This window comes from Bacillus arachidis (assembly GCF_030285945.1).
Taxonomy (GTDB): Bacteria; Bacillota; Bacilli; order Bacillales; family Bacillaceae_G; genus Bacillus_A; species Bacillus_A arachidis.
Genome location: NZ_CP127376.1, coordinates 4,796,453 through 4,822,423 on the forward strand (window position 1 = coordinate 4,796,453; position 25,971 = coordinate 4,822,423).

Genomic DNA, 25,971 nt, shown 5'->3' on the forward strand with positions numbered 1-25,971 from the left:
TTCCTACGAGGCAAAAGTCGCCTCTACGTCTGAAGCTCCATCCCCCTCCCATTCTGAACGAGCCGTTTCCGCTTTTATTTTTATCTAGCTACAACGGCTAGAATGCTCGGTGGCTTCGCTTCTTCCTGCGAGGCAAAAGTCGCCTCTGCGTCTGAAGCTCCATCCCCCTCCCATTCTGAACGAGCCGTTTCCGCTTTTATTTTACCCAACCAAGAAGCATTTCCCGCACGAATTTGCTTGCTGCGATTGGTGTTTGATCACTATGATCATAGACTGGAGCTACTTCTACTAAGTCTGCTCCAACTACTTTTATATTTGAATTTGCAATTGCTACGATGGAATCTAATAGTTCTTTCGACGTGATACCACCAGCTTCTAATGTTCCTGTTCCAGGAGCATGCGCTGGATCTAATACGTCGATGTCAATTGTGACATAAACTGGGCGTCCTGCAAGCTTTGGTAATACTTCTTTCAACGGTTCTAACACGTCAAATTTGTATAGGTTCATGCCCACTTCTTTTGCCCATTCGAATTCTTCTTTCATTCCAGAACGAATTCCGAAAGAATATACGTTTTCCGGACCAATTAAATCACACACTTTACGAATTGGTGTAGAGTGAGATAAAGGCTCTCCTTCATATGACTCGCGCAAATCAGTATGAGCATCCATATGAATGATTGCTAAATCCGGATATTTTTTTGCCATTGCCTTAAAAATTGGCCAAGACACTAGGTGCTCACCGCCAAGACCTAGTGGAAACTTACCGGCATCCAATAGTTTTGTTACATATTCTTCAATCATGTCTATACTGCGTTGTGGATTTCCGAATGGTAGCGGAATATCACCAGCATCAAAATATTTTACATCTCCTAGTTCACGATCTAAATATGGACTGTACTCTTCTAGTCCAATTGATACTTCACGAATACGTGCAGGACCAAAACGAGAGCCTGGACGGTAACTTACTGTCCAATCCATTGGCATCCCATAAATTACTGCCTCTGCATCTTCAAAACTTGGATGACTTTTAATAAATACTTTACCTGAATAAGCTTCATCAAAACGCATATTCTTTTCCTCCTTATGTGGAACTTAAGGTATCCCAACCTTTCATTATTTCTCAAATTTGGAGTGCTATACTCCTCTTTCTCGATTTACCTCAATCTTCTTTTAGCGATAGAAGATTATTTTATTATAATAGCGTCAGCAGCTAGCATGTCCGTTCTATCGCACACCTTGAATGAGCTGCTTCCGCTTTTCTATTTGTCCAGCTGCTGCGGCTAGAATACTCGGTGGCTTCGCTTCTTCCTACGAGGCAAAAATCGCCTCTACGTCTGAAGCTTCATCCGCCTCCTATTCTGAACAAGCCGCCTCCGCTTTTCTATTTAAGTAAGTCTCCAACAAATTTCGGTAATACGAATGCTGCTTTATGCAGTTCTTTTGTGTAATATTTCGTTTCAATTTCGTGGAAACGCTCTTCGCTTACTTCTAATGGATCGTGTTCTTTAGATCCAATTGTAAATGTCCACATTCCACTTGGATATGTTGGGATATTCGCTGTGTATAAACGTGTAATTGGGAAGATTTCTTTAACGTCTTTAAACACAGTTGAAATTAATTCTGGTGTAAACCAAGGGTTATCCGTTTGAGCAACGAAAATACCGTCTGCTTTTAACGCTTTAGAGATTCCAGCATAGAATCCTTTTGTAAATAAGTTTACTGCTGGTCCTACTGGCTCTGTAGAGTCAACCATAATTACGTCATATTCATTTTCACTTTCCGCGATGTGTAAGAAGCCGTCTCCTACTTTCACTTCAACACGTTCGTTATCTAGAGCACCCGCAATTGATGGTAAGTACTGTTTAGAGTACTCGATTACTTTACCGTCGATTTCAACAAGTGTTGCTTTCTTTACACTTGGGTGCTTTAATACTTCACGGATTACACCGCCATCGCCACCGCCAACAACTAATACGTTCTCAGGGTTTGGATGTGTAAATAAAGGTACGTGCGCTACCATTTCATGATACACAAACTCGTCCTTCTCTGTTGTCATAACCATACCATCTAAAATAAGCATGTTTCCAAATTCTTCAGTTTCAACCATATCAAGCTTTTGAAATTCTGTTTGCTCCGTATGTAATGTGCGGTTAATACGCGCCGTAATTCCAAAATGTTTTGTTTGTTTTTCAGTGAACCATAGTTCCATCGTACAATCACGCCTTTCATTGCAAATTTATAATAGGGACATCATTAATGTCCCCTAACAAAAATAAAACAAAACATACAAAATGTATAGTTAAAAGTACAAAAATACCGAAAATATATTTTGGTAAAATTACTTTCGTTCATAAATTGCAAAAACACTATATTTAACAATAAAGAAAACCCTTTCTTATGAAAGGGTTTCTGTCTCTGCGTTTATAGTTTCTTTAACAGGAAGTAAAATCATCACACAACCAACTAAAACAACAATTCCTCCAACTAAAAACGGACTTTGCGGTGAAATCGCATGACCGATAATTCCTGATAAAATTGGTGCAATTGCTCCGCCAAGCCAACGAACGAAATTGTATACGCCGGATGTAATAGATCTTTCATAAGGTGAAATATCCATGACATAGCTTGTATATAAAGCGTTATTTAGTCCAGATGCTAATCCTGATAATACAATAAGAACAATTTGTAACCACATAACTTTCACAAAGAATAATGCAATTAACAAAATCGCAAATACAAATAAACTAAAACGTAGCAATGCTTTCGGCTCATATTTACCTTCCAGTTTATGTGCTAATATCGCAGATCCGTATGCTAGCGCTAAACCCCATCCACAAAATACAAAACCAAGCTGAATTGCTGATAAATGCATAATAAGTGGTGAATATGCTAACACAACGAAAAATCCATAATAATATAACATGCCTGAAATAGCACCTTGCATAAACGGTTTATATTTAATCAAGTTAAGTAATTCCCCTACACCAGCTGCTTTACGCTTTACTTTTCGCTCCGGTTCTTTTACAAAAAAGAAAACAAGAATAAATGCTAGTAAAATTAAAAGACTTGTCGCGAAAAATGGATAACGCCAAGAATATCCGCCGAGTAAACCACCTAATAATGGACCACCGGCCATCCCTAAACCGATTGCCGCCTCATATAAACCAACCGCTTCATGTACTTCTTTACTAAGTGCAATTAATAATGTCATCGCTGTTGCGAAGAACATCGCATTACCTAATCCCCATCCTGCACGGAAAAGAGATAACTGTGTAATTGTTTGTGATACACCGCATATAAAAGCGAACACAGTTACAATTGCGAGACCAATCGTCATCATTCTCTTATCACCAAACCGCGCTGCGAATAAACCAGCTGGCAGCATCATAATTGCCATCGTTAAAATATAAGCTGTAAATAACATCTCCACTTGCCAATGTGTTGCCCCTATCTTCTCAGCAATAATGGGCAAAATAGGATCGACTACTCCGATGCCTGAAAAGGCAAGAAAAGTAGCCAACACTGTAATTAATCTTCCGAATTTTTGTTGGCTCTCCATATTCATTACTCTCCTTTTGTTTCATCCAAAAATCTAGTTGCACGCTCTAAACTATTCTCTAATTCTGCTTTCACGCGCTCCATTTGTTTCATTTTTGTATCTAGCGTTTGTACTTGTTTCTCGAGCATATTCTTAATTTCTCGAATCACATCGCGATCACGTGGATTGTCACTATTTCGTCTTTGCTCCATGCGCTCTTTTAACGATAAGAAATGCTGCATTTCTTGAAGTGTGATTCCTAGTACTTCTTTCGCCTCTACAATCTTTTTAATACGGACAATATCCTCATCCGTATAAAGGCGAATGTTTCCTTCACTGCGCTCCGGTGGATGAATTAAACCAATTTCCTCATAATAACGAAGTGTACGTTTTGTTAAACCAACTTGCTTTGTTACTTCATCGATCTTATACATGTATATTCCCCCTTCCATCACATTATTACATTTTACGTTAACGTTAACTTTTATGCAACTGTTATGTTTTTGTAAATGTTTGACATATAGATTGTATTTTATTCACTACAGTTTCATAATGAAAGAAATGAACTTATAAGGAGATTTTCAAATGAAACAACCACTTATTTTTGCCCATCGTGGGGTTAAAGGTACACATCCAGAGAATACAATGATCGCTTTCCAAGAAGCGGAGCGCGTTGGTGCCCACGGCATCGAACTTGATATTCACCTTTCGAAAGATGGTGAGCTTGTTGTAATTCACGATGAAACTGTTGATCGTACAACAAATGGAACTGGATTGGTCTCTGAAAAAACAGTAGCAGAATTACAAGTTCTTGATGCGGGTAGCCATAAAAACCCTTCTTTCCACGAAGCGAAAATCCCAACCTTACGTGAAGTATTCATTTGGTTATCTACGACAAATTTACAGTTAAACATTGAACTAAAAACAGATGTAATTCACTATCCAAATATCGAGGAGAAGGTTGTGGATCTTGTTCGTGAATATCATCTTTCTAATCAAATTATATTCTCATCTTTTAATCATGAATCTGTTTCTTCTCTTGCAGAACTCGCACCTGAAATTCCAAGAGCCATCTTATATGATGAACCAATTGCCGATCCACTTGCTGAAGCGAAGAAAAGAGAAGCAGCCGGATTACACCCTAACTTTCAGCTACTAACAAAAGAATTTGTGCAAACTGCACAGCAGCAAGGCTATGTATTCCGCCCCTATACAATCAATGAATATAAAGATTTACAAACTATGATTGATTACGGCGTAGATGTTATTATTACAGATTGGCCTATGCGTGCTTTTGAGCTCCTTTCTTAAGAAAGGAGCTCTTTTTTGTTTTGTGTTTAAAATACGAAAAAACCCTCAATACTAGTAAAGTGAAACTTTAATCAACGAGGGATTCCTGCCCTTGAATAGCAAGGTAAAAGTATATGATGAGGGGATGAAAAAGATGGGCCAAACTGTAAATCCAAAACTTCAAAAATATAAACGTCTTTTCTTCACCGCACTTTTTTCATGCGTACTTTTTTTCGTTTTTTCTTTTTTTATTATCATCATAGCAGCAAAGATTATGGGGCCGCCCCCCATCGTCGTTCCGCAAACAAGCACCTTTTATGCGAATGATGATACTGTAATGGGACAAAGTAATGGGATACAAAAACGCTATAGCGTATCTCTTGATCAAATTTCTCCTTATATAAGAAAAGCGACACTTTCTATCGAAGACCAACGATTCTATGATCATCATGGCTTCGATATAAAACGAATTATCGGCGCAATCATTGCCGATATAAAAGCAATGGCAAAAGTTCAAGGTGCTAGTACCATTACGCAGCAATACGCCCGTAATCTATATTTAGATCATGATAAGACTTGGAAACGAAAAGCATTAGAAGCAATATATACGATTCGTCTTGAGGTCAATTACAACAAGAATCATATTTTAGAAGGGTATTTAAATACGATTTATTACGGACACGGTGCTTATGGTATTGAAGCCGCTTCTCGTCTTTACTTTAATAAATCTGCTAGTGACTTAACATTAGCAGAGGCAAGTATGTTAGCTGGTATCCCAAAAGGTCCCAGTGTATACTCTCCCTACTTAAAGGAAGAACGGGCAAAAACACGACAATCAATCATTTTAGATGAAATGGTAGAGCAAGGTTATATTACAAAGGGGCAAGCATCCTCTGCAAAAAAAGAGAAGCTTACGTTTGCTTCATTAGAAACAAAAGAAGTAGCACAAATAGCCCCTTATTTCCAAGACACTGTGCAAAACTCGCTTCTTCACGATGTTGGACTAGATGAACAAACATTGCACCGTGGTGGACTTCGTATTTACACCACGCTTGATCAGAAGCTACAAACAATAGCGGAGCAAGCTGTAAAAGATACGATTCCGGAAACGACAAATATACAAACGGCTCTTATTTCAATGAATCCGAAAACAGGAGAAGTAGCAGCTCTTGTGGGCGGAAAAGATTATAAAGAGAGTCAATTTAACCGAGCGACTCAAGCATCTCGTCAACCAGGATCCACCTTTAAGCCGTTTCTATATTACGCTGCACTTGAAAAAGGATTTACACCAGCAACTCGCTTAAAAAGTGAATATACAGTATTTACATTAGGCGACGGTGTTTCTAAATATAAACCAAAAAATTATAAAGACTACTACGCCGATGATTTTGTAACGATGGCGCAAGCTCTTGCAGTATCAGATAACGTATATGCCGTGAAAACACATTTATTTTTAGGAGAAGACTCCCTTGCGAAAACCGCTAAACAATTTGGTATTACAAGTTCACTAAAAGATGTACCATCTCTTGCACTTGGTACTTCCCCTGTAAAACCAATTGAAATGGTAAGTGCGTATAGCATGTTTGCGAACGGCGGGAAGCAAGTTAAACCCACCCTTATTCGCCGCGTTGTCGATAACGAAGGAAACATTTTATATGATGCGCATTTAGAAAGTAAACAGGTGCTCGATAAAAACAATACGTTTGTAATGGAAGAGATGATGACGGGAATGTTCAATAAAAATTTGAGTGGCTATGCCTCCGTTACAGGACAATCCCTTCTTCAAAAACTATCGCGCACATACGCAGGGAAATCTGGATCCACAGAAACGGATAGTTGGATGATTGGCTTTACTCCGCAAATTGTAACCGGTGTTTGGGTCGGGTACGATCAGCCTAAATCCATCTCAAATCCGGCAGAGCAAGGATACGCCAAGAAGATTTGGGCCGATACAATGGAAAATGGGCTAGACGGTCAGCCTAAAAAAGATTTCAAACAACCAAGTGACGTCATTGCTGTAAATATCAATCCCGAAAATGGAAAAATCGCAACGAAAGGCTGTCCTGCTTCTGTGAAAATGTATTTTACAAAAGGAACCGAACCGACTGAATATTGTATGGCTCATGTTGATGACAAAGAAGAATTCGAGAAGGCTAGTAAAGAGAAGAAAAAAGAAAGCTGGTGGAAAAGATATTTTCCATGGTAAAACATAGCAACGTTCCGACAATATACAACATAAAATATTAAAATAAAGGCTACCAGGAATTCCTCTGGTAGCCTTTAACTTTATTCTCCTAATAATGCATGGCGCAATTCTTCACTAGATTCGTTCCAAATTGCTTCATTATGCTCTTTCAAGAATGTTCCAAGCACCTTTTTAGATGGCTCATCCATATGATCAACCATGATGTGACGTTTTAATGATTTATCCATCTTGTTTACGTGCTCTGGAAGTGATTTATAACCACGGCGAATTTCACGGTCAACTGTCATTTCACAAGCTGTTACACCTGCATAATAAGCACCTTTTACTGTTCTCTCAATCGTTACCCACACAAGCCAATATGGTTTGCCGTTTGGAACTTCATCTTTGTTTGTTAAAAACTTAATCCCTTTTTCCACAGTACTACGCGCGTGCATTGCACCAATATCAACAAATGCATTTTGTTCCATTACATCTACAAAAACAGGTGAAATATTTTCTAAGCTCAGCGCTCCAACACCGAAACCACCATGTCCATCTGTCGAATCGTTCTTCACGATATTAAAACCGATTTTTTTCTTCTTCTCTGTCATATGTAAACTCCTCCTCACTCATTTACTATATAAGGCCGAATATAGGCGCAATTATACTTTCTAAAAAACCTAGTACGTGCGGAATTACCACTTGGAAGATCGGCTGAATAGTATAGCGATCAAGCGGTGTAATAACAAGAATCAATAAAGCGATCGCTCCATATCTCTCATATTGCGTCATTTTTGCACGAATATTTGCTGGTGCTAAATCTTCAATCACACGATATCCATCAAGCGGTGGAATCGGTAATAGGTTGAAAACAAGTAGAACAATATTGAGAGTAATAAAAATTTGAAAGAATTGACGTAATGTATCTGCCACCGCAAACGGAATAGCATTTAGCACTCCAAATCTTATCAGGCTGTACCAAATAATTAAGCCTATAGCACTTAAAATAAGGTTACTAATCGGCCCTGCAATCGATACTAAAACACCAGCAAGACGTGGTTTTTTAAAGTTATATGGATTAACAGGTACTGGGCGTGCCCAACCAAATCCAATAATTAATATGGCAATCATCCCAATTGGGTCCAAATGAGACATTGGCGACAACGTTAAACGTCCCTGTCTTTTCGCCGTATCGTCTCCAAACTTGTATGCAACATATGCATGCGCAAATTCATGCACAGACAATGCAATAATAATAGCCATTGCTACCAATGGTATTTGGTGCAGTGGATATACAAAGAAATTCTCCATACTTCATCTCCTCTTCATTATGTCAAAAAAAGAAAATATTTGTTTTTCTGATTGTTCTTCTTCATAATCCGTTATAATAAGATTGTAACTTACATAAAAGGAGCGATTGTACATGCCATACGTAACAGTGAAAATGCTAGAAGGACGCACAGAAGAACAAAAGAAAGCTCTTGCCGAGAAAGTAACAGCAGCAGTAAGCGAAACAACCGGTGCTCCAGAAGAAAACATCGTTGTTTTCATCGAAGAAATGTCTAAAAATCATTATGCAGTTGGCGGAAAACGCTTAAGCGACAAATAAATTCAGGTTTCTTTCATAAGAAGCGGTCCTATGACTGCTTCTTATTTCTTTCCTTCTAATAACTCAATAATTTTTTCTTTATATTTTCCTTTTCTTCCATCTTCATAGATTAAATCATGTGGATAGAAGAGTTTTTGATCTGTTCTCTTCTTACCTGTAATCGCTTCTACAATATCAGATTCACGTGAAAGCTCCCTGAGATCTCCATTCGGCATAAGAAGTAAGATTGGAAGCCGCTCTTCTTCTTCTCCAGCACGGTAAAAGTCATACGGTAAGTCCGATGTTGAATCTACAACTAAATAGTACTCTGGATCGAGCCCAATCTTTTTAAATAAACGGCTTAATTCCATCCAATTATCTAAACCATGATTTTCTGTAAATTCTACATATTTAAAGAGATTTCGGTTCATAAATCGGCGACATAAATCACTTAAAATTTGATCTTCCTCACCTTGCCATACTTGGAAGTAGTAACACATTACATTCTCATCTAGCTTTAAATAATCCTCTACCGTTACTTCTTCTTCAAATAAAGAATAGAAATGCACAGGATGATACTTAAATGTGTAATACTGCTCATGCAATGTTTTTGCACGGTGTAAAATTTTTGTTAAAATCACTTCTGCACTGCGCGTTACTGGATGGAAATATACTTGCCAGTACATTTGATAGCGACTCATAATATAATGCTCAACAGCGTGCATACCACTATTTTTAATCACGACTTGATTTCCGTATGGGCGCATAACACGGAGTATACGTTCCATATCAAAATTCCCGTACTTCACGCCAGTAAAATAGGCATCTCTTAATAAATAATCCATACGATCCGCATCAATTTGGCTAGAGATCATACTAATCGCTAATTTATTATCAGACGTTTTTGCAATGACATCTGCTACTTTTTGCGGAAACTCCTGATCTACACGGCTTAATACATCATTGATTTCCGTATCACCAACAATAATTTTTTGCGTAAACTTCTCATGATCTAATGAAAAAACCTTTTCAAATGAATGAGAAAACGGGCCATGTCCCACATCATGTAAGAGCGCTGCACATAAACATAACAATCTATCTTCTGCATTCCAATTTGGTCTGCCATCAAACACATCATCAATCATACGACGAATAATTTCATATACACCTAATGAATGAGTAAAGCGACTATGTTCCGCACCATGAAATGTAAAAAATGTCGTTCCAAGTTGCTTAATACGGCGCAAACGTTGAAATTCCTTCGTTCCGATTAAATCCCAAATGACGCGATCGCGCACATGTACATATTTATGTACTGGGTCTTTAAACACTTTTGTTTCGCTGAGTTTGTCGTTTAAATATACCAATATCGACACCCTCCTTCCTTACTGCATTCTTACTTTATATTATAAACGAAATAGGAGACAGAAAGAAACGAAAGACTGTGTAAATCATTGAACTCCCTCCACTTCACTTTGTTTAGAGAAGATGATTTTCTCTGTTGAAATGATAAATTTGCTGTTATATAAAGAAAAATCACCTTCGCAAAAGCAAAAGTGATTTTCTTTATATATTATTTTCCTAAAACAAACTCAGCAACTTCGTCTAGGATCATTTCTTTACCAAGTGGGAAGTACCCTTTGTTTAGGTCTTCATTCTTAATTGTGAATACGTGGTTGTTCTTAACAGCATTCATGTTTTTCCAAATTGTTTCTTCTTGGAATTCTTTTAAGCGCTGAGAACCATCGCCAGTTGTGAATACGAATAAGTAGTCTGGATTGTAATCAATTAGCGCTTCTTTTTGTACTTGTACGAGCGGCTTATCAGTTGGTGTACCTTTAACTGCTGGTAATTTTAAATCTTTAAAGAGTACACTACCGTAACCGTAGTCACCGTATACGCGGAATGCATTTGGATATGCAGCCATCTTCATGAATGTCGCATCGCCAGTTTTTGCAACGATTTTGTCGTGTAATTCGCTTGCTTTATCATCATATTTCTTAAACCATGCAGTTGTTTCTTTTTCTTTACCGAAGATTTTACCTAACTCTTCAAACTTTGGACGCCATTGATCTAATGGAGTTTTTAGCATAACTGTTGGTGCAATTTTAGATAATTGATCATAAATTTTTTCTTGACGATCGTTCACAAGAATTAAATCAGGTTTTGCGGCAGCTACTGCTTCGATATTAATTTTATCTCCCCAAGCAGAACCAACTGGTTTTACACCTTTTAATTGATCTGCAATATGTGCATCAATTTTTTCCTGAGATGTATTCGCTGTAATAATAGGTTTCATACCAAAGATTAACAATTCTTCTGTTGAACCACTAAGGTCAGCAATTTTCTTTGGATTTGCAGGAATTTTAATTTCCCCTTTTGCATGTTGTACAGTGCGCTCTTCAACCTTCGCATCTGCTTTCTTTTCTTCTTTCTTATCAGAGGAACAAGCTGCAAATAGTACAGAAGTAACTACTAGTACCATTGCTAGTAATGCCACTTTGAATTTCTTCATATTTCCACTCCTTCTGGATGTATTTCTCTTATAAGTTACATATAACTATAAGAAACCACATACAACTATTAATTAATATATTATTATTAAACGTTGTTTATGACCCGCTCTAACGGGCGTTCAACTTCCCACCTTGAATGAGAAGCTCAACGTCCATTAGAATCCCTCCCCTCTATTAAAATAAGAGGGGAAGATTCCGTCTATGCTTTCTTACGTAACTGATTATTAACCATCATTAAGTCGTATGTTAAACAAATCGGCTTACAGTTTACAGGACATGGGACGATTTGCGCTTCAATTTCAAACACATTACGAAGTGTCTCACCTGTCATTACTTCATCTGGCGTTCCTTGTTTCATTAACTTACCAGCCTTGAGTGCAATCATATGATCTGAAAAACGAGATGCATGATTTAAATCATGAATAACCATAACAATCGTTCTGCCTTCTTCTTGATTTAATTTTTTCAATAGATTTAGTACTTCAAGTTGGTGAGCCATATCCAAGTATGTTGTTGGTTCGTCTAGTACGAGTAAATCCGTACCTTGCGCAAGAGCCATTGCAATCCAAACGCGTTGACGTTGACCACCTGATAAAGCTTCTGCTGGACGATTCGCAAATTCTGTCATTCCTGTCACTTCAAGCGCCCAGTGAATGTAACGGTAATCCTCTTCCTTCAATGTGCCAAATCCCTTTTGATGAGGAAAGCGGCCGTAAGAAACAAGTTCAAACACAGTAAGACCAGTTGGCACTTCTGCAGTTTGTGGCAAAATCGCCATTTTCTTTGCGATTTCTTTTGTTGGCTGTTTTTCGATTGCTTTTCCATCTAGGTAAACAGTACCTCGCTTTGCTTTCAAAATACGAGAAGCTGTTTTTAACAATGTGGATTTCCCGCACCCATTTGGTCCAATAATTGTTGTAATTTTCCCTTCTGGAATTTCCACTGATAATCCATCAATAATTAATCCTTCATTATAGCCAACAGATACCGAATCAACCGCTAAAGTTGCCATACAAAAAGCCTCCCTTTATTTTGTTCTCATAAGTAAATAAATGAAATATGGTGCACCAATTACAGAAATAACAAGACCGACTGGTATTTCTGATGTTGTTAATACGCTTCGTGAAATGAGATCTGCAAATAACAACAGGAATGTTCCAATTAATGCCGCTGTCGGCAACATAATTTGGTGCTTTCCACCAACGAGGCGCCTTGCTAAATGCGGTGCCATTAAACCGATAAAACCAATTCCACCCGCAACAGCAACAGATGCCCCGGCTAAACAAACAGCGATAAATAATAATTTACGTCTTTCTTTCTCGACATCTACACCAAGCCCAACCGCCGCTGCATCTCCTAGGTTCATTACATTTAATACGTGTGCTTTACGAATCGCAATTGGTAAAAAGATAAGCATCCATGGAAGTACGCTTAATACGAATTTCCAGTCTGTTCCCCATAAGCTTCCCGCTAACCAAATCGTTGCAAAACGGAAATCATTCGATGTCATTTTCATTGAAAAAATTAAGCTAACTGCACTAAAACCAGCTGCTACTGCGATACCAACAAGTATTAAACGGGTTGATGAAACGCCGTCCTTCCATGCTAATACATAAATAATGACTGCCGCTACTATTGCACCCACTAATGCGAAAAATGGCAGAATGAATACAGACAACAGAGTACCGGTCCCTACTTTTCCAAAAAAGAAATATACGAAAACGACAACTGTCAATCCCGCTCCGGCATTAATACCGATAATTCCAGGATCAGCAAGTGGATTTCGTGATAATCCTTGCATAATTGCACCTGACATAGCTAATGCTGAACCAACTAATATAGCAATAACCATACGCGGCATACGAAACTCGAATAAAATGACTGACTGATCTTCCGCACCAAGTCCAACCAATGATTTTAATACATCTATTGGTGGAATTTTAAACGTTCCTGTATTTAAACTAAAAAGAAATACTGAAATAATTAAACAAGATAAAATTGTTAAAACTGAAATGTTCTTTTTTGTTAAGACGGTTGCCTTCACATTTTTCCTCTCCCTTCATTACGCGCTAAGTAGAGGAAGAATGGCACCCCAATTAGTGCTGTAATCGCCCCAATTGGTGTTTCAAACGGCGGATTAATAATACGAGATAACATATCCGCACATTCAATTAACAATCCGCCTAATACAGCAGAACATGGAATAACCCATCTATAATCTGAACCGACAAGAAAACGTGTCATATGAGGGATTACAAGCCCAACAAATCCAACAGATCCCGCCATAGATACCGCTGAACCCGTTAACACAAGAACAAGCACAGTTCCGATAAATTTAATTAATGTTGTATTTTGTCCAAGCCCAATCGCAATTTCTTCACCGAAACTTAAGATTGTAATATATCTCGACATCATAATCGCGATAACGAAACAAACAAGTCCAATTGGCAGTAGCATATCGATACTCTGCCATTTCACACCAGCAACGCCGCCTGCATTCCACATGCTTACTTCTTGAGCAAGATTGAAATACAACGCAATTCCAGATGAAATAGCCCCAAGTAATGCACTAATCGCCGCACCGGCTAACGCTAACTTAACAGGTGTTAGTCCACCTGGTGAAGAAGCGCCAATTCCGTATACAATGCTTGCACCAAATGCCGCTCCAACAAAAGAAGCGATAACAAACATTAAATACGGTGAATTAGGAAAAAATGCATACATAATTGCAATTCCAAATACCGCTCCATCAGTAATCCCCATTAATGATGGAGATGCGAGTGGATTTCGTGTCATTCCTTGCATAATTGCACCTGATACAGCTAAAAAGGCACCAGCAACAACACCACCAATTGCTCTAGGCATGCGCAGCTCCCAGATTACATTATGATGCGTCAAAGAACCATCAAACTGAAAGACAGCTTGCCATACAGTTTTCAAACTAATATCCGCTGCACCAAATGAAATTGAGGTTGCCATGCTTAAAGCTAACAAAATTGTTCCTGCTATTAAAATAATAGAAGCAATAAGCGGTCTGCTCTTAATCTCTTTCACATTTGCTTCTTGTTGCTCAAAATTCCTCGCGCTTGCTTCCATCCCTCAACCATCCTAACCAACAACATATATTTAAGAAAATGAAATTCATTCTCAAGAAACAACAAAAAAAAGAAAATCGGGTTTACCTACCTATTCTGATAATGATTCTCATAATCACACTTTCTATTCTACCTACCGTTATAAAAAGCTGTCAACCATTATTTTGCAATATAAAACTAATGTAATTAATATCAAACCAATACCATACTATGAAATTTATTCATTCATACATGTTTATTTCATTTCGTTATCCCAAAATAATTTTTAATTTTAACAATAAAAAAAGAAGAGTAAAATATTCACTCTTCTTCTTACTTATTTAATTTCGCCTCAATTTTCTTAATCAATTCATCTTCATTTGGTGCTGCAACTGGACGATTATTCACAAAAGCGAATGATTTTTTACGACCTGGTCCACAATAAGATTGACATCCAACCTCAATATTGGCACATGAATCTACTTTTTTGAGCTTTGGTATCAAGGTCTTAATGTTCGTCGCCTGACAATCATCACACACACGAAATTCGTTTCCCATTTGATATAACACTTCCTCTATTTTAAACTTTTCACAAGTACATTTAACAATAAACACTAAATGGTATTTTACCGTTCTTTGGGGCTTGATGCAAGTTTTCTCCTATGATTTCCCACAATAGGAAGCCTCACTTCCCCCTTCATTTTTCCCTTTATGAACGCCCTTCATTCGTACACCCATTTCTTACTTCCATCGAAATCTACCATATTTTTAAAAGCTTTGTATAAAAGCATTTTCTTTTGTCCATTATAAAAATAGGAAGTTTATAAAAAGAAAGGGAGTTGAATCTATGAAAGTAAGACAAGATGCTTGGACAGACGAAGATGATTTATTACTTGCTGAAACCGTACTGCGTCATGTTCGAGAAGGAAGCACACAATTAAATGCCTTTGAAGAAGTTGGAGATCAGCTAAATCGCACCTCAGCTGCTTGTGGTTTTCGTTGGAATGCAGTTGTTCGTTATAGCTATGAACAAGCTCTGCAACTAGCAAAAAGACATCGAAAAGATAAAATGCGTGCTGCTAGTGGTGAACAGGCCAAAAAACGCCTTCTTTATACACCACCAGCTTCAGCAGCCATTCCTACCCATGATGAGGAACCTGTTATACAAACGGCTACTCCATATCCAGAGCAAACTGTTTCTAAAACTTCTATTACAATGCAAGATGTCATTTACTTTTTACAAACAGTTGGGTCTTCAAACATGAAAGTAACAGCGCTTGAAAACGAGAATACGAGATTAAAACAAGAAATAAAAGCACAAATACTTCGCAATGAAGAATTAGAAAAGAAACTAGAAAAACTAGAGCAACAATCTAATACAGTACAAGAAGATTACGAAACGCTTATGAACATTATGAACCGTGCTCGTAAATTAGCATTAATGGACGATGAAGAGCCCACACCAACCTCGTTTCGCATGGATCGAAACGGCAATTTAGAAAAAATTGCAGAATAAAAAGGATGCGCTAACCGCATCCTTTTTATTTTGTTATAATAAAGATTGTCATTTTATAAATAAGGGGTTAGTTATATGGGCAATTCCCGTTCGATTTTATCTCAACCAGAGTGGCGTATTGTGGATCAGTCTAGTTTAGGACCTACCTTCCATGCACTTCAATCATTCGCTATGGACGATACATTGTGCACAGCAATTGGAAATGGTACATCTGCTTCGACAATGCGCTCTTGGGTTCATCACAATACAATTGTTCTTGGTATTCAAGATTCTCGGCTTCCTCATTTACAGGAAGGAATCTCTTTTTTAAAACAGAAGGATTTCAATGTCATTGTTCGTAATTCAGGTGGTCTTGCAGTCGTACTTGATGGAGGGGTTTTAAATGTATCGCTTCTATTTCAAGAAACGGAAAAAGGAATTGATATCGACCTTGGATACGATACAATGTGGCATTTAATTAAAGAAATGTTAAAAGATTACGATGTTGATATCGAGGCAAAAGAAATTGTTGGCTCTTATTGTCCCGGCAGCTATGATTTAAGCATTCGTGATCAAAAATTCGCAGGTATTTCACAGCGCCGCATTCGTGGAGGTGTAGCTGTACAAATTTACTTATGCGCTACAGGAAGCGGTTCTGAACGTGCGGCACTTGTTCGCGATTTTTACAACTTAGCAATTCAAGGAGAAGAAACAAGATTCACGTATCCTGAAATTGTACCGAGTACAATGGCTTCTTTATCTGAACTACTTGGTGAAACAATTACAGTTCAAGATTTAATGATGCGTTTATTAAAAACATTGCAACATTTCGCACCCAAATTAACACCATCGCAATTAACAGTAGATGAAATTCCTTTATACGAAATGAATTTACAACGTATCATTGATCGTAACAATAAAGCACTTGGTCTTGAAAAGTAAGAAAAGCCCCGCTATGATAGCGGGGCTTTTCAATTATAGTGCTTGAGCTGCTGTAATTAGAGCTAGCTTGTACACTTCTTCTTCGTTACATCCGCGAGATAAATCGTTTACCGGCATGTTTAAGCCTTGTAAGATTGGTCCCACTGCTTCGAAGTTACCTAAGCGTTGTGCAATTTTGTAACCGATATTACCAGCTTCTAAGCTTGGGAATACGAATACGTTAGCATCACCTTTAATAACAGAACCCGGTGCTTTTTTCTCAGCTACAGATGGTACGAACGCAGCGTCAAATTGGAACTCACCGTCTAATGTTAATTCAGGAGCCATTTCTTTTGCAATACGAGTTGCTTCTACAACTTTTTCTGTTTCTGGAGATTTCGCAGAACCTTTTGTAGAGAAGCTTAACATTGCAACACGTGGATCGATGCCAAATAACTCAGCAGTTTTCGCACTTTCAATACCAATTTCAGCTAAATCTTGGCTGTTTGGTGCAATGTTGATTGCGCAATCAGCGAATACATACTTCTCATCTTCACGTACCATGATGAATACGCCTGAAGTTTTTGTAACGCCTGGTTTTGTTTTAATAATTTGAAGTGCTGGACGAACTGTGTCAGCTGTAGAGTGAGCTGCACCACTTACTAAACCGTGTGCTTTGCCCATGTATACAAGCATTGTACCAAAGTAGTTTTCGTCTTTTAAGATTTCACGAGCAGCTTCTTCTGTTGCTTTACCTTTACGGCGTTCCACGAAAGATGCCACCATTGCATCCATTTCTTCGTATGTAGCTGGGTCGTAAATATCAACGCCTGCTAATGTTAAGTTCATACTAGCAGCTTTTGCGCTAATTTCTTCTTTATTACCAACCAAGATTGGTTTTACTAATTCTTCTTTTGCTAAACGCTCTGCAGCGCCTAAAATTCTTTCATCAGTTCCTTCAGGAAGTACGATCGAAATGCCTTTTCCTTGAACTTTTTCTTTTACTGTTGTAAATAAATTGCTCACGAATAAACCCTCCTACAAATGTTAAAAAACTCTATCTTTAAGAATACTTCTTTTCATCTATATTTTAAACTTATAGCGCCTAAAAAATAGGGAAAATAAAAATGATTATATTTTCGTAAAATTCAGCCTCGTCAAATTTCTATTTTGACGGAAAACCTTCCTTTTTAGATGGAACAGAGCATCCGTCTATGCATAGCAGCAATCAGGACTTTTTACCCTATGCCAAGTGAAAACAAATGGATTTATATACTCCGCTAGCTAGCATTATTAATTGTGACAATTTTATGCATCAAAGCTTTACATGGGTGACTTTAAAACTATATATGCTATAGTTAACGTGTAAAATATCATTAACTGAGGTGAAAGAAATGAGTGAAGCAGCAAAAACGTTAGATGGTTGGTATTGTTTACATGATTTACGCTCTATCGACTGGGCAGCATGGAAAACATTATCTAGTGATGAACGTGGACAAGCAATGTTTGAATTTTTAAACGTCATTGAGAAATGGAACAAAGTTGCGTCTGCAAAGCAAGGCAGCCATGCAATGTATACAGTTGTTGGTCAAAAAGCTGATATTATGTTTATGATTTTACGTCCAACAATGGAAGAGTTAAATGAAATTGAAACAGAATTAAATAAAACAACATTAGCTGAATATATGATTCCTGCATACTCTTACGTATCTGTTGTTGAACTAAGTAATTACCTTCCAGCTGATGAAGATCCATACCAAAACCCGCAAATCCTAGCACGCTTATACCCTGAATTACCAAAAGCAAATCATATTTGCTTCTATCCAATGGACAAGCGTCGTCAAGGTGATGATAACTGGTACATGCTTCCGATGGAAGAACGTAAAAAACTAATGTACAGCCACGGAAAAATTGGTCGTCAATATGCAGGAAAAGTGCGCCAAGTCATTACTGGTTCTGTTGGCTTCGATGATTACGAGTGGGGTGTAACACTATTTGCTGATGACATTCTTCAATTCAAAAAGCTTGTATATGAAATGCGCTTTGATGAAGTGAGTGCTCGCTATGGTGAATTCGGAACATTCTTCGTTGGTAACATCTTACCAAGTGAAAAAGTAGCAAAATTTTTATACGTATAATAAGAAAAAGGAACGAATTCCGTTCCTTTTTCTTATTCTCCAACAAAAACTCTTCAAAAACCCCTATTTTCGCTAAATTTGCACAATATCAGACAAAAATCCTTCAAATTTCCCATTCAATCATAACATTGTTATATTAAAAATTATGCTAAAATAATACGGGCTATATGCCAATAACGATGCGAAGGTGATAATGTATATGAGGAAAATTTTATCTATTTTACTAGTGTTTCTATTGTCATTTTCTTCCTTAGGAGTAACAACCTCCCATGCCGAAGAGAAAATACACATAGAAGCTGCCGCTGCTATTCTTTTTGATGCAGATACAGGCAAAATACTGCACGAACAAAACCCCGATGAATTACTAGCTGTTGCTAGCATGTCAAAACTTATGGTTATTTACTCCGTTTTAGAAGCTATTAAAGAAGGAAAAATCACTTGGGATACAAAAGTAAACATCTCTGATTACGCTTATGAAATTTCCCGTAATAATGATTTCTCCAACGTTCCTTTCGAAAAAGGCCGACAATATACAGTTAAAGAATTGTATCATTCTATTGTTATCTTCTCTGCAAATGGATCTAGCATTGCGCTAGCTGAACTGCTTGCAGGAAGTGAAAAAAACTTCTTAAATCTTGCAAATGAACATGCAAAAAAACTAGGGTTAAAGAAATATAAATTTGTAAATGCTACTGGATTAAATAATGCTGATTTAAAAGGAAAACATCCCGAAGGAACAGATCCGAATGGAGAGAATTCCTTATCAGCTCGTGACATGGGTATTCTATCAAAAACAATTATTACAAAGTATCCAGAAATGTTAGAAGATACAAAACAAAGATTTAGAAACTTCCCGGATAACCATCCAAAACCAATTCGCATGGAAAACTGGAACTGGATGCTACCAGGTGCCGCTTTTGCTTACGAAGGAACAGATGGTTTAAAGACAGGAAGTTCAGATACAGCTGGGTATGGGTTTACAATTACTGCAAAACGCGGTGACTTACGTCTTATCTCCGTTATTATTAAAACAAAATCAATGGATGAACGTTTTACAGAATCTCGTGCGTTAATTGATTATGGTTTTAATAACTTTGAAAAACAGAAATTAAAAATAGATAAAAACAATACAATTTCTGTTATAAAAGGAAAAGAAGATAATGTAACTGTGACACCTGAAAAAGAGATAACGGTAATCACAAAAAAAGGAAGTAAACCACCTTATCAAATTTCTACTAAGGCAGATAAGTCACTTGCCGAAGATGGAAAATTAGTTGCACCAATCAAAAAAGGTGAAAAAGTAGGTTCACTCATTTTAGAATCAACTGATCAACATGGATTTTTAGACGGAAACAAGAAAATGAAAATCACTGCAAAAACAACAGAGGAAGTAGAAAAAGCAAATTGGTTCGTTTTAACAATACGATCAATCGGTGACTTCTTCTCAAATATGTGGTCAAAATTATTTTGATAATAAAAAGCTAGCATTGCTAGCTTTTTTTATTGCATTTCTCCCTCTAACACTAAAATTACTCCCCCTAAAACTTTGTTTGGTTGTCATATCTGAGCCCTTTTCCTCATACGTATGAACTAGTAATTGTTCCACACTTCATCTAGAAATAAACCTCTTTCTCAAGTGCATTTCAAAAAGAGAGGTGAAACATAATGGGCGTTATCAACTATACAGAAGAACATGTAAAATTATTAGCTAGACTCATGCGTGCCGAAGCCGAAGGAGAAGGTCAACAAGGCATGTTGATGGTTGGAAACGTTGGTGTAAACCGCGTTCGAGGGAATTGTTTAGACTTTAAAAACATACGTAATTTACAACAAATGGTTTTTCAAAGTCCTGGTGGTTTTGAAGCAACTCAGAAAGGTTATTTTTATCAACGAGCACGTGAACAGGACATTGCCCTTGCAAGGCGTACAATTCAAGGACAACGTTTTTGGCCTGCAAATTTTGCTTTATGGTTCTTTAGGCCCGAAGGTGCTTGTCCACCAACTTGGTACAATCAACAAAATTCTGGACGATTTAAAAAACATTGCTTCTTCCAACCATCCGGTGAGGACTGTCCAGGGGTATATTGAGGAATGAAAATAAGGAGGGATTTTTGAATGGCACAGCAACAAAATCCATACTATGGAACAGGTTTCTATCAACCTTCAGGGGGATATATGCAACCTCAACAACAAATGACGCCGCAACAGCAAGCGGCGCAACAACAGGCAATGCAACAACAGACCGCACAAGCACAACTTGCAGCATCCCAAGGTATGCTCCCACTAGAGCAATCGTATATTGAAAACATCCTCCGCTTAAACAAAGGAAAACCTGCAACTATTGTTATGACATATGAGCGCGGTAGTTCACTTGGCACGCAATCTTATACAGGGATTATTGAAGCAGCTGGACGTGATCACATTGTCATCAGTGACCCGAAATCTGGAAAACGATACTTACTCCTTATGATTTACTTAGATTATGTAGAATTCCCTGGAGAAATTACGTATTTACCTAGCCAACCTGCAACTTATGCTCCAAGATAAAAACAAAAGCTGGCAAATGCCAGCTTTTGTTTTGTTTTATAAACCCTTTACAACTGCAGTTCCTACTAAAATCCAACCGATAATAAAGGCTACCCCACCAAGAGGGGTAATCGGACCAAAAAACTTAATGCCTGTCGTACTTAATGCATACAAGCTTCCTGAGAACATAATAATTCCAGCCACCATAAACCAACCTGCTGTACTTAATAGGGAAGATTGGATCTTATCCATTAATAATGCAACAACGAATAAGCCCCCAGCATGAAACATTTGATATGTAACACCTGTTTTCCAAACCTCTAGCATTTTTGCGGAAATCTTATTTTCTAAAAAATGTGCCCCGAGAGCGCCTAATGCTACAGATAGTCCAGCTGCAATACAACCTAATAAGAAGAAAATTTTCATTGGAATTCCCCTTTTTATCTTTATGATAAGAAATTTTCACATATAAGCCAACAATTTAGCCTTTAAAAATCAAATAAAGAATTACCGTTTGCATCAGCTTCTTTCATATATACAGGTTCTCCCGAAGAAATAGGTGCAATCTGCTGCTGAGCCATCGTCATCGGATGCGATGTTATAACTTGTGATTGTAGTTTTGGCTCCACATATGCAGAAGTTTCAACCTGTTCATCTAATAATAAATCACATAAAGCACGAACAACTAAAAGATGTTCTTTCGATTTCTGTCCTTCACTACTTTTTGCTTTCGCAATTTCATTTGCCATTTTATTTAAAATCTTATCGCTAGATACTTGCATTCCTTGTCACCTCGTACTTTGTAGTTCTTTCTCAAATTGTCCCAGCTTCTCTACTGGACCAAATACTATTATCATATCATGTTCTTGTAGTTTTTCCTGCCCTGTTGGATTATGAATAATATTTCCACCCCGTAAAATCGCTAAAATTGTAACATCAAATTGCTTTCTTACATTGCTTTCTATCAACATTTTTCCAATTAAAAGAGACTTCTCACCAATTTCAACTTCTTCTATTGCAAAAGCCTGTTCAGTTCCATAAAGCACCGTATCAATGTAATGAACCGTTAACGGATTTGCGATTCCTTTTGCAATATGGATTCCAGCCATACTAGATGGATTAATCACTTTACTAGCACCAGCACGCCGTAATTTCCCTTCCGTTTCTGGTTTTTCAGCTCTAGCCACAATTTTAATCGTACTATTTAGCCCTCTCGCTGTTAATGTAATGAATACATTTTCAGCATCATTCGCAACAATTGCCACTAAACCAGCCGCTCTCGTAATCCCTGCCTGATGTAACACCTGTTCTTCAGTCGCATCACCATGCACATATAAAAGCTTTTCTTTCTCTAGTACAGATTCCTCTTTATCAACAACAACAAATGGGATCTTCTTTCCCTGTAATTCGCGTACAACTTGAAGTCCTACTCTACCACAACCACATACGATAATATGATCTTGTAACTCCGCTATTTGTTTGTCCATTTTCTTCCTCCGCACTGCATGAAATAAATTCCCCTCAATAATCATTGCTGCTACTACCCCAATTGCATATGTAACAATCCCTACCCCAACAGGAATAATAAGAAGCGCAAAGATCTTCCCTGCCTGTGTCAATGGAACTGCATCTCCATATCCAACCGTCAGTACTGTAATCATTGTCATCCAAAAAGCTTGGAATAAACTAATCTCTTCTATTATCATAAATCCAATTGTCCCAAGGATTACAACAAAACACATACATATAACTGCAATCCATAGTTGTCTTCTTGCATTCATATTCTTCTTCAACTCTTTTCTCTATCTACAACCTTTGCCATAGGAAACAAAATACATATATACTAGAAACGGAATCTGTGAAAGAGGTTGATAAAATGAAAACATTTTTTTCTGCCCTGCAGTGGGCTTTATTTATCTTAGCTGGGAGCCTTATTGTACCAATTAGTGTCGCTGCCAGTTATGGACTTGAAGGTGCTGAGGCTATTGCTTTTGTACAGCGAACGTTATTTGTTCTTGGATTTGCTGGCCTCCTACAATCCATATTTGGTCATAGACTACCTATTCAGGAAGGACCCGCTGGTCTTTGGTGGGGAATTTTCTCACTTTATGCGAGTTTAGGTGTCGTATTATTTGGATCAAATAATGAAACACTCCGCGTCTTGCAATATGCATTTTTGTTAAGTGGTATTATCTGTATTATCCTTAGTGTTTTTGGACTTATCGATAAGCTTGTTCGTTATTTTACACCAACAGTTATTGGGACATATTTATTCCTTCTTGTTGCTCAGCTGAGTGGCTCCTTCTTAAAAGGAATGTTCGGTCTTGATGGACAACATACTGAAGTACAAGCAAACGTATTTATTCTTTCACTCATTGTTATTTTACTATCTTTTTTCATTATGAAGCTACCTATTATTGGACAATACTCCGTTCTTTTCAGCATTATCCTTGGTTGGACCTTATTTGCATGTTTCGGTTTATCCAACCCAATTACACCCGTGACGGATATCATTCATCTGCCATCTCTATTCGTTTTTGGACCACCTCGCATTGAATGGAATATGGCAATTACCGTTGTCTTTGTAACACTTTTACTTTTAACAAACATGTTAGCAAGCATTCGTGTTGTACAAAAGGTTGTCTCTAAATATGAAGAAGGTGCAATTCAAAATCGATTTAAGCATGCCGGTATCATAACAGGAATAAATCAATTGCTAGGTGGTCTTTTCTCAGCAATTGGACCGGTCGCTATTTCAGGTTCAGCTGGGTTTATTGCAACGACGAATATTTATAAACGGCTACCTTTCATTTTAGGATCAAGTTTTATTATCATAATTAGCATATTTCCAAAGATTACTGCATTCTTTGCAGCTATTCCTGTCGTTGTTGGTTATGCTGCCATTTATCCTGTATTTGCAAGCATGATTGGTCTTGCCTTCCGGGAATATGACACTGTACAAAATAAAGAGCGATTATTCCGCGTCGCTGGGCTTTCACTCTTTACGGGCATTGGCGTTATGTTTGTCCCACCGCAAGCATTTTCGAGTCTCCCGCCATTTCTAGCATCCTTCTTAAGCAACGGTCTTGTACTTGGTTCTGTCATGGCTATTTTACTTGAAGTTTTATTTTCCCGTTCAAAGGAAGAACAACCATCGTAAATTGGAAAACTTCCATTATTGCACTCTACTTTCAGAGTTGTTACGATAGAATAGAATTATCATGGGCAATATGCCCATGATAATATATATTAACAATATGGTAATCCACTTCACCACCTTTAAAGAGGTTCGATGTCTTACTATTTTTCCTCATCATGTTACTAGAACTGATTTCTAGTAATACTTCAATAAAGAAAGGAATTTTCTATATGTCTTATAAAATGATTGTTTTAGATTTAGATGATACTTTATTACGTGATGACCATACGATTTCAGAACGTACAAAACAGGCCTTAATGACCGCTCAAGAACAAGGGGTAAAAGTTGTACTTGCTTCTGGCCGTCCGACATTTGGTATGCGCCATATTGCCAAGGAACTTCGTTTAGAAGAATACGGTAGCTTCATCCTATCATTTAATGGCGCAAAAATTATTAATTGCGAAACGGATGAAGAATTGTTCAGCAGTACACTATCTCCTGAAATCGTTCACAACTTATATGAGATTAGTAAAGAAGAAGATGTTTGGATTCATACGTACATGGGTGATGATATTGTAACGGAAGAAAATAATCCATATACAGAAATTGAAGGAAACCTTACAGGCATGCCAATTATTGAAGTAGACAGTTTTATCACTGCTGTACAAGAACCTGTTGTAAAAGTATTAATGAACAAAGAGGCTGAACGTCTTGTAGAAGTAGAGAAGAAACTTCAAAAACAATTAGAAGGAAAACTAAGCGTAATGCGATCAAAACCATACTTCTTAGAATTCACAGAAGCTGGTGTAACAAAAGGCACAAGCCTAAATCAATTAATTCAAAAGCTTGGTATTAAGCGTGAAGAGGTAATCGCAATGGGTGATAGCTACAACGATCAAGCAATGATTGAGTTCGCTGGCCTTGGTGTTGCGATGGGAAATGCTCCAGATGATATTAAAGAAATTGCAAACTACGTAACAGACACAAACATGAATGACGGCGTTGCTAAAGTTGTAGAGAAATTTGTACTAAAAACAGAAGTTCTTGTTTAATATACATCCATTCACAAAACCCATTTGAAGTCAAATACTTCAAATGGGTTTTTATTAAAATATAAGTAGCTTTGTGAAGATATTTCGAACTTTGCAACATTACCGTAGTGTAAACTTTGTTTTCAGATATAATGGAACAAAATAGGTGATTTTATTTTGAAAAAGAATATAAATTTACTATATACAAGCACATATTTTTAAGGAGGCGATTTCATGTTATCTACACCAATCGGAAGATTAAGAGCAATTGGATTAGTCGAGGGGATTTCCTTTCTACTACTATTATTCGTAGCAATGCCGTTAAAATATTTCGCGGGGTTTGCAGCGGCCGTTAAAATCACAGGTATGGCTCACGGCGTTCTATTTATATTATTCATCTTTGCAGTGATTCAAGTAACAATTATACATCGTAAGTCTATCTCATGGGCTCTAGGTGCTTTGGTTGCATCTGTTATCCCATTTGGTACATTCGTACTAGATGCAAAATTAAAAAACGAACAACAATAAA

28 protein-coding genes are annotated in these 25,971 nt (G+C 37.5%); 12 read left to right on the top strand and 16 right to left on the bottom strand.

Annotated elements, in window-relative coordinates:
• Positions 1-196 precede the first annotated feature (196 nt).
• The 4 genes from speB to QRY57_RS26370 form a co-directional block, all read right to left on the bottom strand.
• The gene (gene speB, locus QRY57_RS26355; protein WP_286016515.1) at positions 197-1,069 is read right to left on the bottom strand and encodes an agmatinase; all 873 of its coding nucleotides are present in this window, start codon (positions 1,067-1,069) and stop codon (positions 197-199) included.
• 313 nt (positions 1,070-1,382) lie between these two features.
• Positions 1,383-2,210, bottom strand: a complete 828-nt coding sequence (speE, locus tag QRY57_RS26360; RefSeq protein ID WP_026592065.1) for a polyamine aminopropyltransferase — start codon at positions 2,208-2,210, stop codon at positions 1,383-1,385.
• A gap of 186 nt (positions 2,211-2,396) precedes the next feature.
• Positions 2,397-3,560 carry an MFS transporter gene (locus tag QRY57_RS26365; RefSeq protein WP_026592066.1) on the bottom strand — a complete coding sequence of 388 codons (1,164 nt, stop codon included), beginning with the start codon at positions 3,558-3,560 and terminating at the stop codon, positions 2,397-2,399.
• A gap of 5 nt (positions 3,561-3,565) precedes the next feature.
• Positions 3,566-3,973, bottom strand: coding sequence for a MerR family transcriptional regulator (locus QRY57_RS26370; RefSeq protein WP_026592067.1), 408 nt, complete (start codon positions 3,971-3,973; stop codon positions 3,566-3,568).
• A 151-nt stretch (positions 3,974-4,124) separates the two neighbouring features.
• On the opposite strand from QRY57_RS26370, the gene QRY57_RS26375 reads away from it, so the two are divergent.
• Both QRY57_RS26375 and QRY57_RS26380 read left to right on the top strand, forming a co-directional pair.
• Positions 4,125-4,850, top strand: coding sequence for a glycerophosphodiester phosphodiesterase (locus QRY57_RS26375; protein ID WP_026592068.1), 726 nt, complete (start codon positions 4,125-4,127; stop codon positions 4,848-4,850).
• Between the two features lie 133 nt (positions 4,851-4,983).
• Positions 4,984-7,035 (top strand): transglycosylase domain-containing protein, encoded by a 2,052-nt coding sequence (locus QRY57_RS26380; protein WP_286016516.1) that lies wholly within the window; start codon positions 4,984-4,986, stop codon positions 7,033-7,035.
• Positions 7,036-7,115: 80 nt separating this feature from the next.
• On the opposite strand, the gene QRY57_RS26385 is transcribed toward QRY57_RS26380, so the two are convergent.
• Positions 7,116-7,625, bottom strand: a complete 510-nt coding sequence (locus QRY57_RS26385; RefSeq protein ID WP_026592070.1) for a YwhD family protein — start codon at positions 7,623-7,625, stop codon at positions 7,116-7,118.
• 25 nt (positions 7,626-7,650) lie between these two features.
• Positions 7,651-8,325, bottom strand: a complete 675-nt coding sequence (locus QRY57_RS26390) for a site-2 protease family protein (protein ID WP_286016517.1) — start codon at positions 8,323-8,325, stop codon at positions 7,651-7,653.
• A gap of 112 nt (positions 8,326-8,437) precedes the next feature.
• On the opposite strand from QRY57_RS26390, the gene thmT reads away from it, so the two are divergent.
• Positions 8,438-8,623: a 2-hydroxymuconate tautomerase gene (gene thmT / locus QRY57_RS26395; protein ID WP_001147171.1), complete on the top strand. Its 186-nt coding sequence runs from the start codon at positions 8,438-8,440 to the stop codon at positions 8,621-8,623.
• 41 nt (positions 8,624-8,664) lie between these two features.
• Here thmT and QRY57_RS26400 read toward each other — a convergent pair whose 3' ends face one another.
• From QRY57_RS26400 to QRY57_RS26425, 6 genes are all read right to left on the bottom strand, one after another.
• A complete protein-coding gene (locus QRY57_RS26400; RefSeq protein ID WP_286016518.1) occupies positions 8,665-9,969 on the bottom strand; it encodes an HD domain-containing protein in 1,305 nt (434 codons plus the stop codon).
• Between the two features lie 206 nt (positions 9,970-10,175).
• Positions 10,176-11,117, bottom strand: a complete 942-nt coding sequence (locus QRY57_RS26405) for an ABC transporter substrate-binding protein (protein ID WP_208016639.1) — start codon at positions 11,115-11,117, stop codon at positions 10,176-10,178.
• A gap of 200 nt (positions 11,118-11,317) precedes the next feature.
• A complete protein-coding gene (locus tag QRY57_RS26410; RefSeq protein WP_286016519.1) occupies positions 11,318-12,130 on the bottom strand; it encodes an ABC transporter ATP-binding protein in 813 nt (270 codons plus the stop codon).
• Between the two features lie 15 nt (positions 12,131-12,145).
• Positions 12,146-13,162 (bottom strand): FecCD family ABC transporter permease, encoded by a 1,017-nt coding sequence (locus QRY57_RS26415; RefSeq protein WP_286016520.1) that lies wholly within the window; start codon positions 13,160-13,162, stop codon positions 12,146-12,148.
• On the bottom strand, positions 13,159-14,214 hold the full coding sequence (locus QRY57_RS26420) for a FecCD family ABC transporter permease (RefSeq protein WP_286016521.1): 1,056 nt from the start codon (positions 14,212-14,214) through the stop codon (positions 13,159-13,161). The genes QRY57_RS26415 and QRY57_RS26420 overlap by 4 nt, the downstream gene beginning before the upstream one ends.
• 311 nt (positions 14,215-14,525) lie before the next feature.
• On the bottom strand, positions 14,526-14,750 hold the full coding sequence (locus QRY57_RS26425; protein WP_017153617.1) for a YuzB family protein: 225 nt from the start codon (positions 14,748-14,750) through the stop codon (positions 14,526-14,528).
• 289 nt (positions 14,751-15,039) lie between these two features.
• On the opposite strand from QRY57_RS26425, the gene QRY57_RS26430 reads away from it, so the two are divergent.
• Both QRY57_RS26430 and lipL read left to right on the top strand, forming a co-directional pair.
• Positions 15,040-15,708 (top strand): RsfA family transcriptional regulator, encoded by a 669-nt coding sequence (locus tag QRY57_RS26430; RefSeq protein WP_208016642.1) that lies wholly within the window; start codon positions 15,040-15,042, stop codon positions 15,706-15,708.
• Positions 15,709-15,783: 75 nt separating this feature from the next.
• Positions 15,784-16,629, top strand: a complete 846-nt coding sequence (gene lipL, locus QRY57_RS26435; RefSeq protein ID WP_286016522.1) for an octanoyl-[GcvH]:protein N-octanoyltransferase — start codon at positions 15,784-15,786, stop codon at positions 16,627-16,629.
• 33 nt (positions 16,630-16,662) lie between these two features.
• Here lipL and pta read toward each other — a convergent pair whose 3' ends face one another.
• Positions 16,663-17,634 carry a phosphate acetyltransferase gene (pta, locus tag QRY57_RS26440; RefSeq protein ID WP_026592079.1) on the bottom strand — a complete coding sequence of 324 codons (972 nt, stop codon included), beginning with the start codon at positions 17,632-17,634 and terminating at the stop codon, positions 16,663-16,665.
• A gap of 368 nt (positions 17,635-18,002) precedes the next feature.
• Here pta and hemQ point away from each other — a divergent pair, with 368 nt between their 5' ends.
• From hemQ to gerQ, 4 genes are all read left to right on the top strand, one after another.
• Positions 18,003-18,746 carry a hydrogen peroxide-dependent heme synthase gene (gene hemQ, locus QRY57_RS26445; RefSeq protein WP_026592080.1) on the top strand — a complete coding sequence of 248 codons (744 nt, stop codon included), beginning with the start codon at positions 18,003-18,005 and terminating at the stop codon, positions 18,744-18,746.
• A gap of 193 nt (positions 18,747-18,939) precedes the next feature.
• A complete protein-coding gene (locus QRY57_RS26450; RefSeq protein WP_286016523.1) occupies positions 18,940-20,217 on the top strand; it encodes a serine hydrolase in 1,278 nt (425 codons plus the stop codon).
• A gap of 194 nt (positions 20,218-20,411) precedes the next feature.
• Entirely contained in the window at positions 20,412-20,834 is a 423-nt protein-coding gene (locus tag QRY57_RS26455; protein ID WP_208016645.1) for a cell wall hydrolase, read from the top strand.
• Between the two features lie 27 nt (positions 20,835-20,861).
• Positions 20,862-21,293, top strand: coding sequence for a spore coat protein GerQ (gene gerQ / locus QRY57_RS26460; RefSeq protein WP_286016524.1), 432 nt, complete (start codon positions 20,862-20,864; stop codon positions 21,291-21,293).
• A 36-nt stretch (positions 21,294-21,329) separates the two neighbouring features.
• Here the strand turns inward: gerQ and QRY57_RS26465 are convergent, their stop codons facing one another.
• The 3 genes from QRY57_RS26465 to QRY57_RS26475 all read right to left on the bottom strand — a co-directional run bounded on the left by QRY57_RS26465 (position 21,330) and on the right by QRY57_RS26475 (position 23,053).
• Positions 21,330-21,698 carry a DUF423 domain-containing protein gene (locus QRY57_RS26465; protein ID WP_208016647.1) on the bottom strand — a complete coding sequence of 123 codons (369 nt, stop codon included), beginning with the start codon at positions 21,696-21,698 and terminating at the stop codon, positions 21,330-21,332.
• Positions 21,699-21,760: 62 nt separating this feature from the next.
• Positions 21,761-22,054, bottom strand: a complete 294-nt coding sequence (locus QRY57_RS26470; RefSeq protein ID WP_286016525.1) for a YwdI family protein — start codon at positions 22,052-22,054, stop codon at positions 21,761-21,763.
• 6 nt (positions 22,055-22,060) lie between these two features.
• Positions 22,061-23,053 (bottom strand): potassium channel family protein, encoded by a 993-nt coding sequence (locus QRY57_RS26475; RefSeq protein WP_286017941.1) that lies wholly within the window; start codon positions 23,051-23,053, stop codon positions 22,061-22,063.
• Between the two features lie 95 nt (positions 23,054-23,148).
• Between QRY57_RS26475 and QRY57_RS26480 the strand changes: the two genes are divergently transcribed.
• The 3 genes from QRY57_RS26480 (at position 23,149) to QRY57_RS26490 (ending at position 25,970) form a co-directional block, all read left to right on the top strand.
• The gene (locus QRY57_RS26480) at positions 23,149-24,432 is read left to right on the top strand and encodes a purine/pyrimidine permease (protein ID WP_286016526.1); all 1,284 of its coding nucleotides are present in this window, start codon (positions 23,149-23,151) and stop codon (positions 24,430-24,432) included.
• A gap of 209 nt (positions 24,433-24,641) precedes the next feature.
• On the top strand, positions 24,642-25,463 hold the full coding sequence (locus QRY57_RS26485) for a Cof-type HAD-IIB family hydrolase (protein ID WP_090692839.1): 822 nt from the start codon (positions 24,642-24,644) through the stop codon (positions 25,461-25,463).
• 213 nt (positions 25,464-25,676) lie between these two features.
• Positions 25,677-25,970: a DUF3817 domain-containing protein gene (locus QRY57_RS26490; protein ID WP_026592089.1), complete on the top strand. Its 294-nt coding sequence runs from the start codon at positions 25,677-25,679 to the stop codon at positions 25,968-25,970.
• Position 25,971: the final 1 nt, after the last annotated feature.

Coding starts and splice junctions, on each gene's coding strand:
- QRY57_RS26390 (WP_286016517.1), bottom strand. CDS start 8,325: ATGGAGAATTTCTTTGTATATCCACTGCACCAAATACCATTGGTAGCA.
- QRY57_RS26365 (WP_026592066.1), bottom strand. CDS start 3,560: ATGGAGAGCCAACAAAAATTCGGAAGATTAATTACAGTGTTGGCTACT.
- QRY57_RS26490 (WP_026592089.1), top strand. CDS start 25,677: ATGTTATCTACACCAATCGGAAGATTAAGAGCAATTGGATTAGTCGAG.
- QRY57_RS26470 (WP_286016525.1), bottom strand. CDS start 22,054: ATGCAAGTATCTAGCGATAAGATTTTAAATAAAATGGCAAATGAAATT.
- hemQ (WP_026592080.1), top strand. CDS start 18,003: ATGAGTGAAGCAGCAAAAACGTTAGATGGTTGGTATTGTTTACATGAT.
- thmT (WP_001147171.1), top strand. CDS start 8,438: ATGCCATACGTAACAGTGAAAATGCTAGAAGGACGCACAGAAGAACAA.
- QRY57_RS26405 (WP_208016639.1), bottom strand. CDS start 11,117: ATGAAGAAATTCAAAGTGGCATTACTAGCAATGGTACTAGTAGTTACT.
- QRY57_RS26370 (WP_026592067.1), bottom strand. CDS start 3,973: ATGTATAAGATCGATGAAGTAACAAAGCAAGTTGGTTTAACAAAACGT.
- QRY57_RS26420 (WP_286016521.1), bottom strand. CDS start 14,214: ATGGAAGCAAGCGCGAGGAATTTTGAGCAACAAGAAGCAAATGTGAAA.
- lipL (WP_286016522.1), top strand. CDS start 15,784: ATGGGCAATTCCCGTTCGATTTTATCTCAACCAGAGTGGCGTATTGTG.
- speB (WP_286016515.1), bottom strand. CDS start 1,069: ATGCGTTTTGATGAAGCTTATTCAGGTAAAGTATTTATTAAAAGTCAT.
- QRY57_RS26450 (WP_286016523.1), top strand. CDS start 18,940: ATGTATATGAGGAAAATTTTATCTATTTTACTAGTGTTTCTATTGTCA.
- gerQ (WP_286016524.1), top strand. CDS start 20,862: ATGGCACAGCAACAAAATCCATACTATGGAACAGGTTTCTATCAACCT.
- QRY57_RS26455 (WP_208016645.1), top strand. CDS start 20,412: ATGGGCGTTATCAACTATACAGAAGAACATGTAAAATTATTAGCTAGA.
- QRY57_RS26480 (WP_286016526.1), top strand. CDS start 23,149: ATGAAAACATTTTTTTCTGCCCTGCAGTGGGCTTTATTTATCTTAGCT.
- QRY57_RS26425 (WP_017153617.1), bottom strand. CDS start 14,750: ATGGGAAACGAATTTCGTGTGTGTGATGATTGTCAGGCGACGAACATT.
- QRY57_RS26375 (WP_026592068.1), top strand. CDS start 4,125: ATGAAACAACCACTTATTTTTGCCCATCGTGGGGTTAAAGGTACACAT.
- QRY57_RS26385 (WP_026592070.1), bottom strand. CDS start 7,625: ATGACAGAGAAGAAGAAAAAAATCGGTTTTAATATCGTGAAGAACGAT.
- QRY57_RS26475 (WP_286017941.1), bottom strand. CDS start 23,053: ATGAATGCAAGAAGACAACTATGGATTGCAGTTATATGTATGTGTTTT.
- QRY57_RS26410 (WP_286016519.1), bottom strand. CDS start 12,130: ATGGCAACTTTAGCGGTTGATTCGGTATCTGTTGGCTATAATGAAGGA.
- QRY57_RS26465 (WP_208016647.1), bottom strand. CDS start 21,698: ATGAAAATTTTCTTCTTATTAGGTTGTATTGCAGCTGGACTATCTGTA.
- speE (WP_026592065.1), bottom strand. CDS start 2,210: ATGGAACTATGGTTCACTGAAAAACAAACAAAACATTTTGGAATTACG.
- QRY57_RS26485 (WP_090692839.1), top strand. CDS start 24,642: ATGTCTTATAAAATGATTGTTTTAGATTTAGATGATACTTTATTACGT.
- QRY57_RS26380 (WP_286016516.1), top strand. CDS start 4,984: ATGGGCCAAACTGTAAATCCAAAACTTCAAAAATATAAACGTCTTTTC.
- QRY57_RS26430 (WP_208016642.1), top strand. CDS start 15,040: ATGAAAGTAAGACAAGATGCTTGGACAGACGAAGATGATTTATTACTT.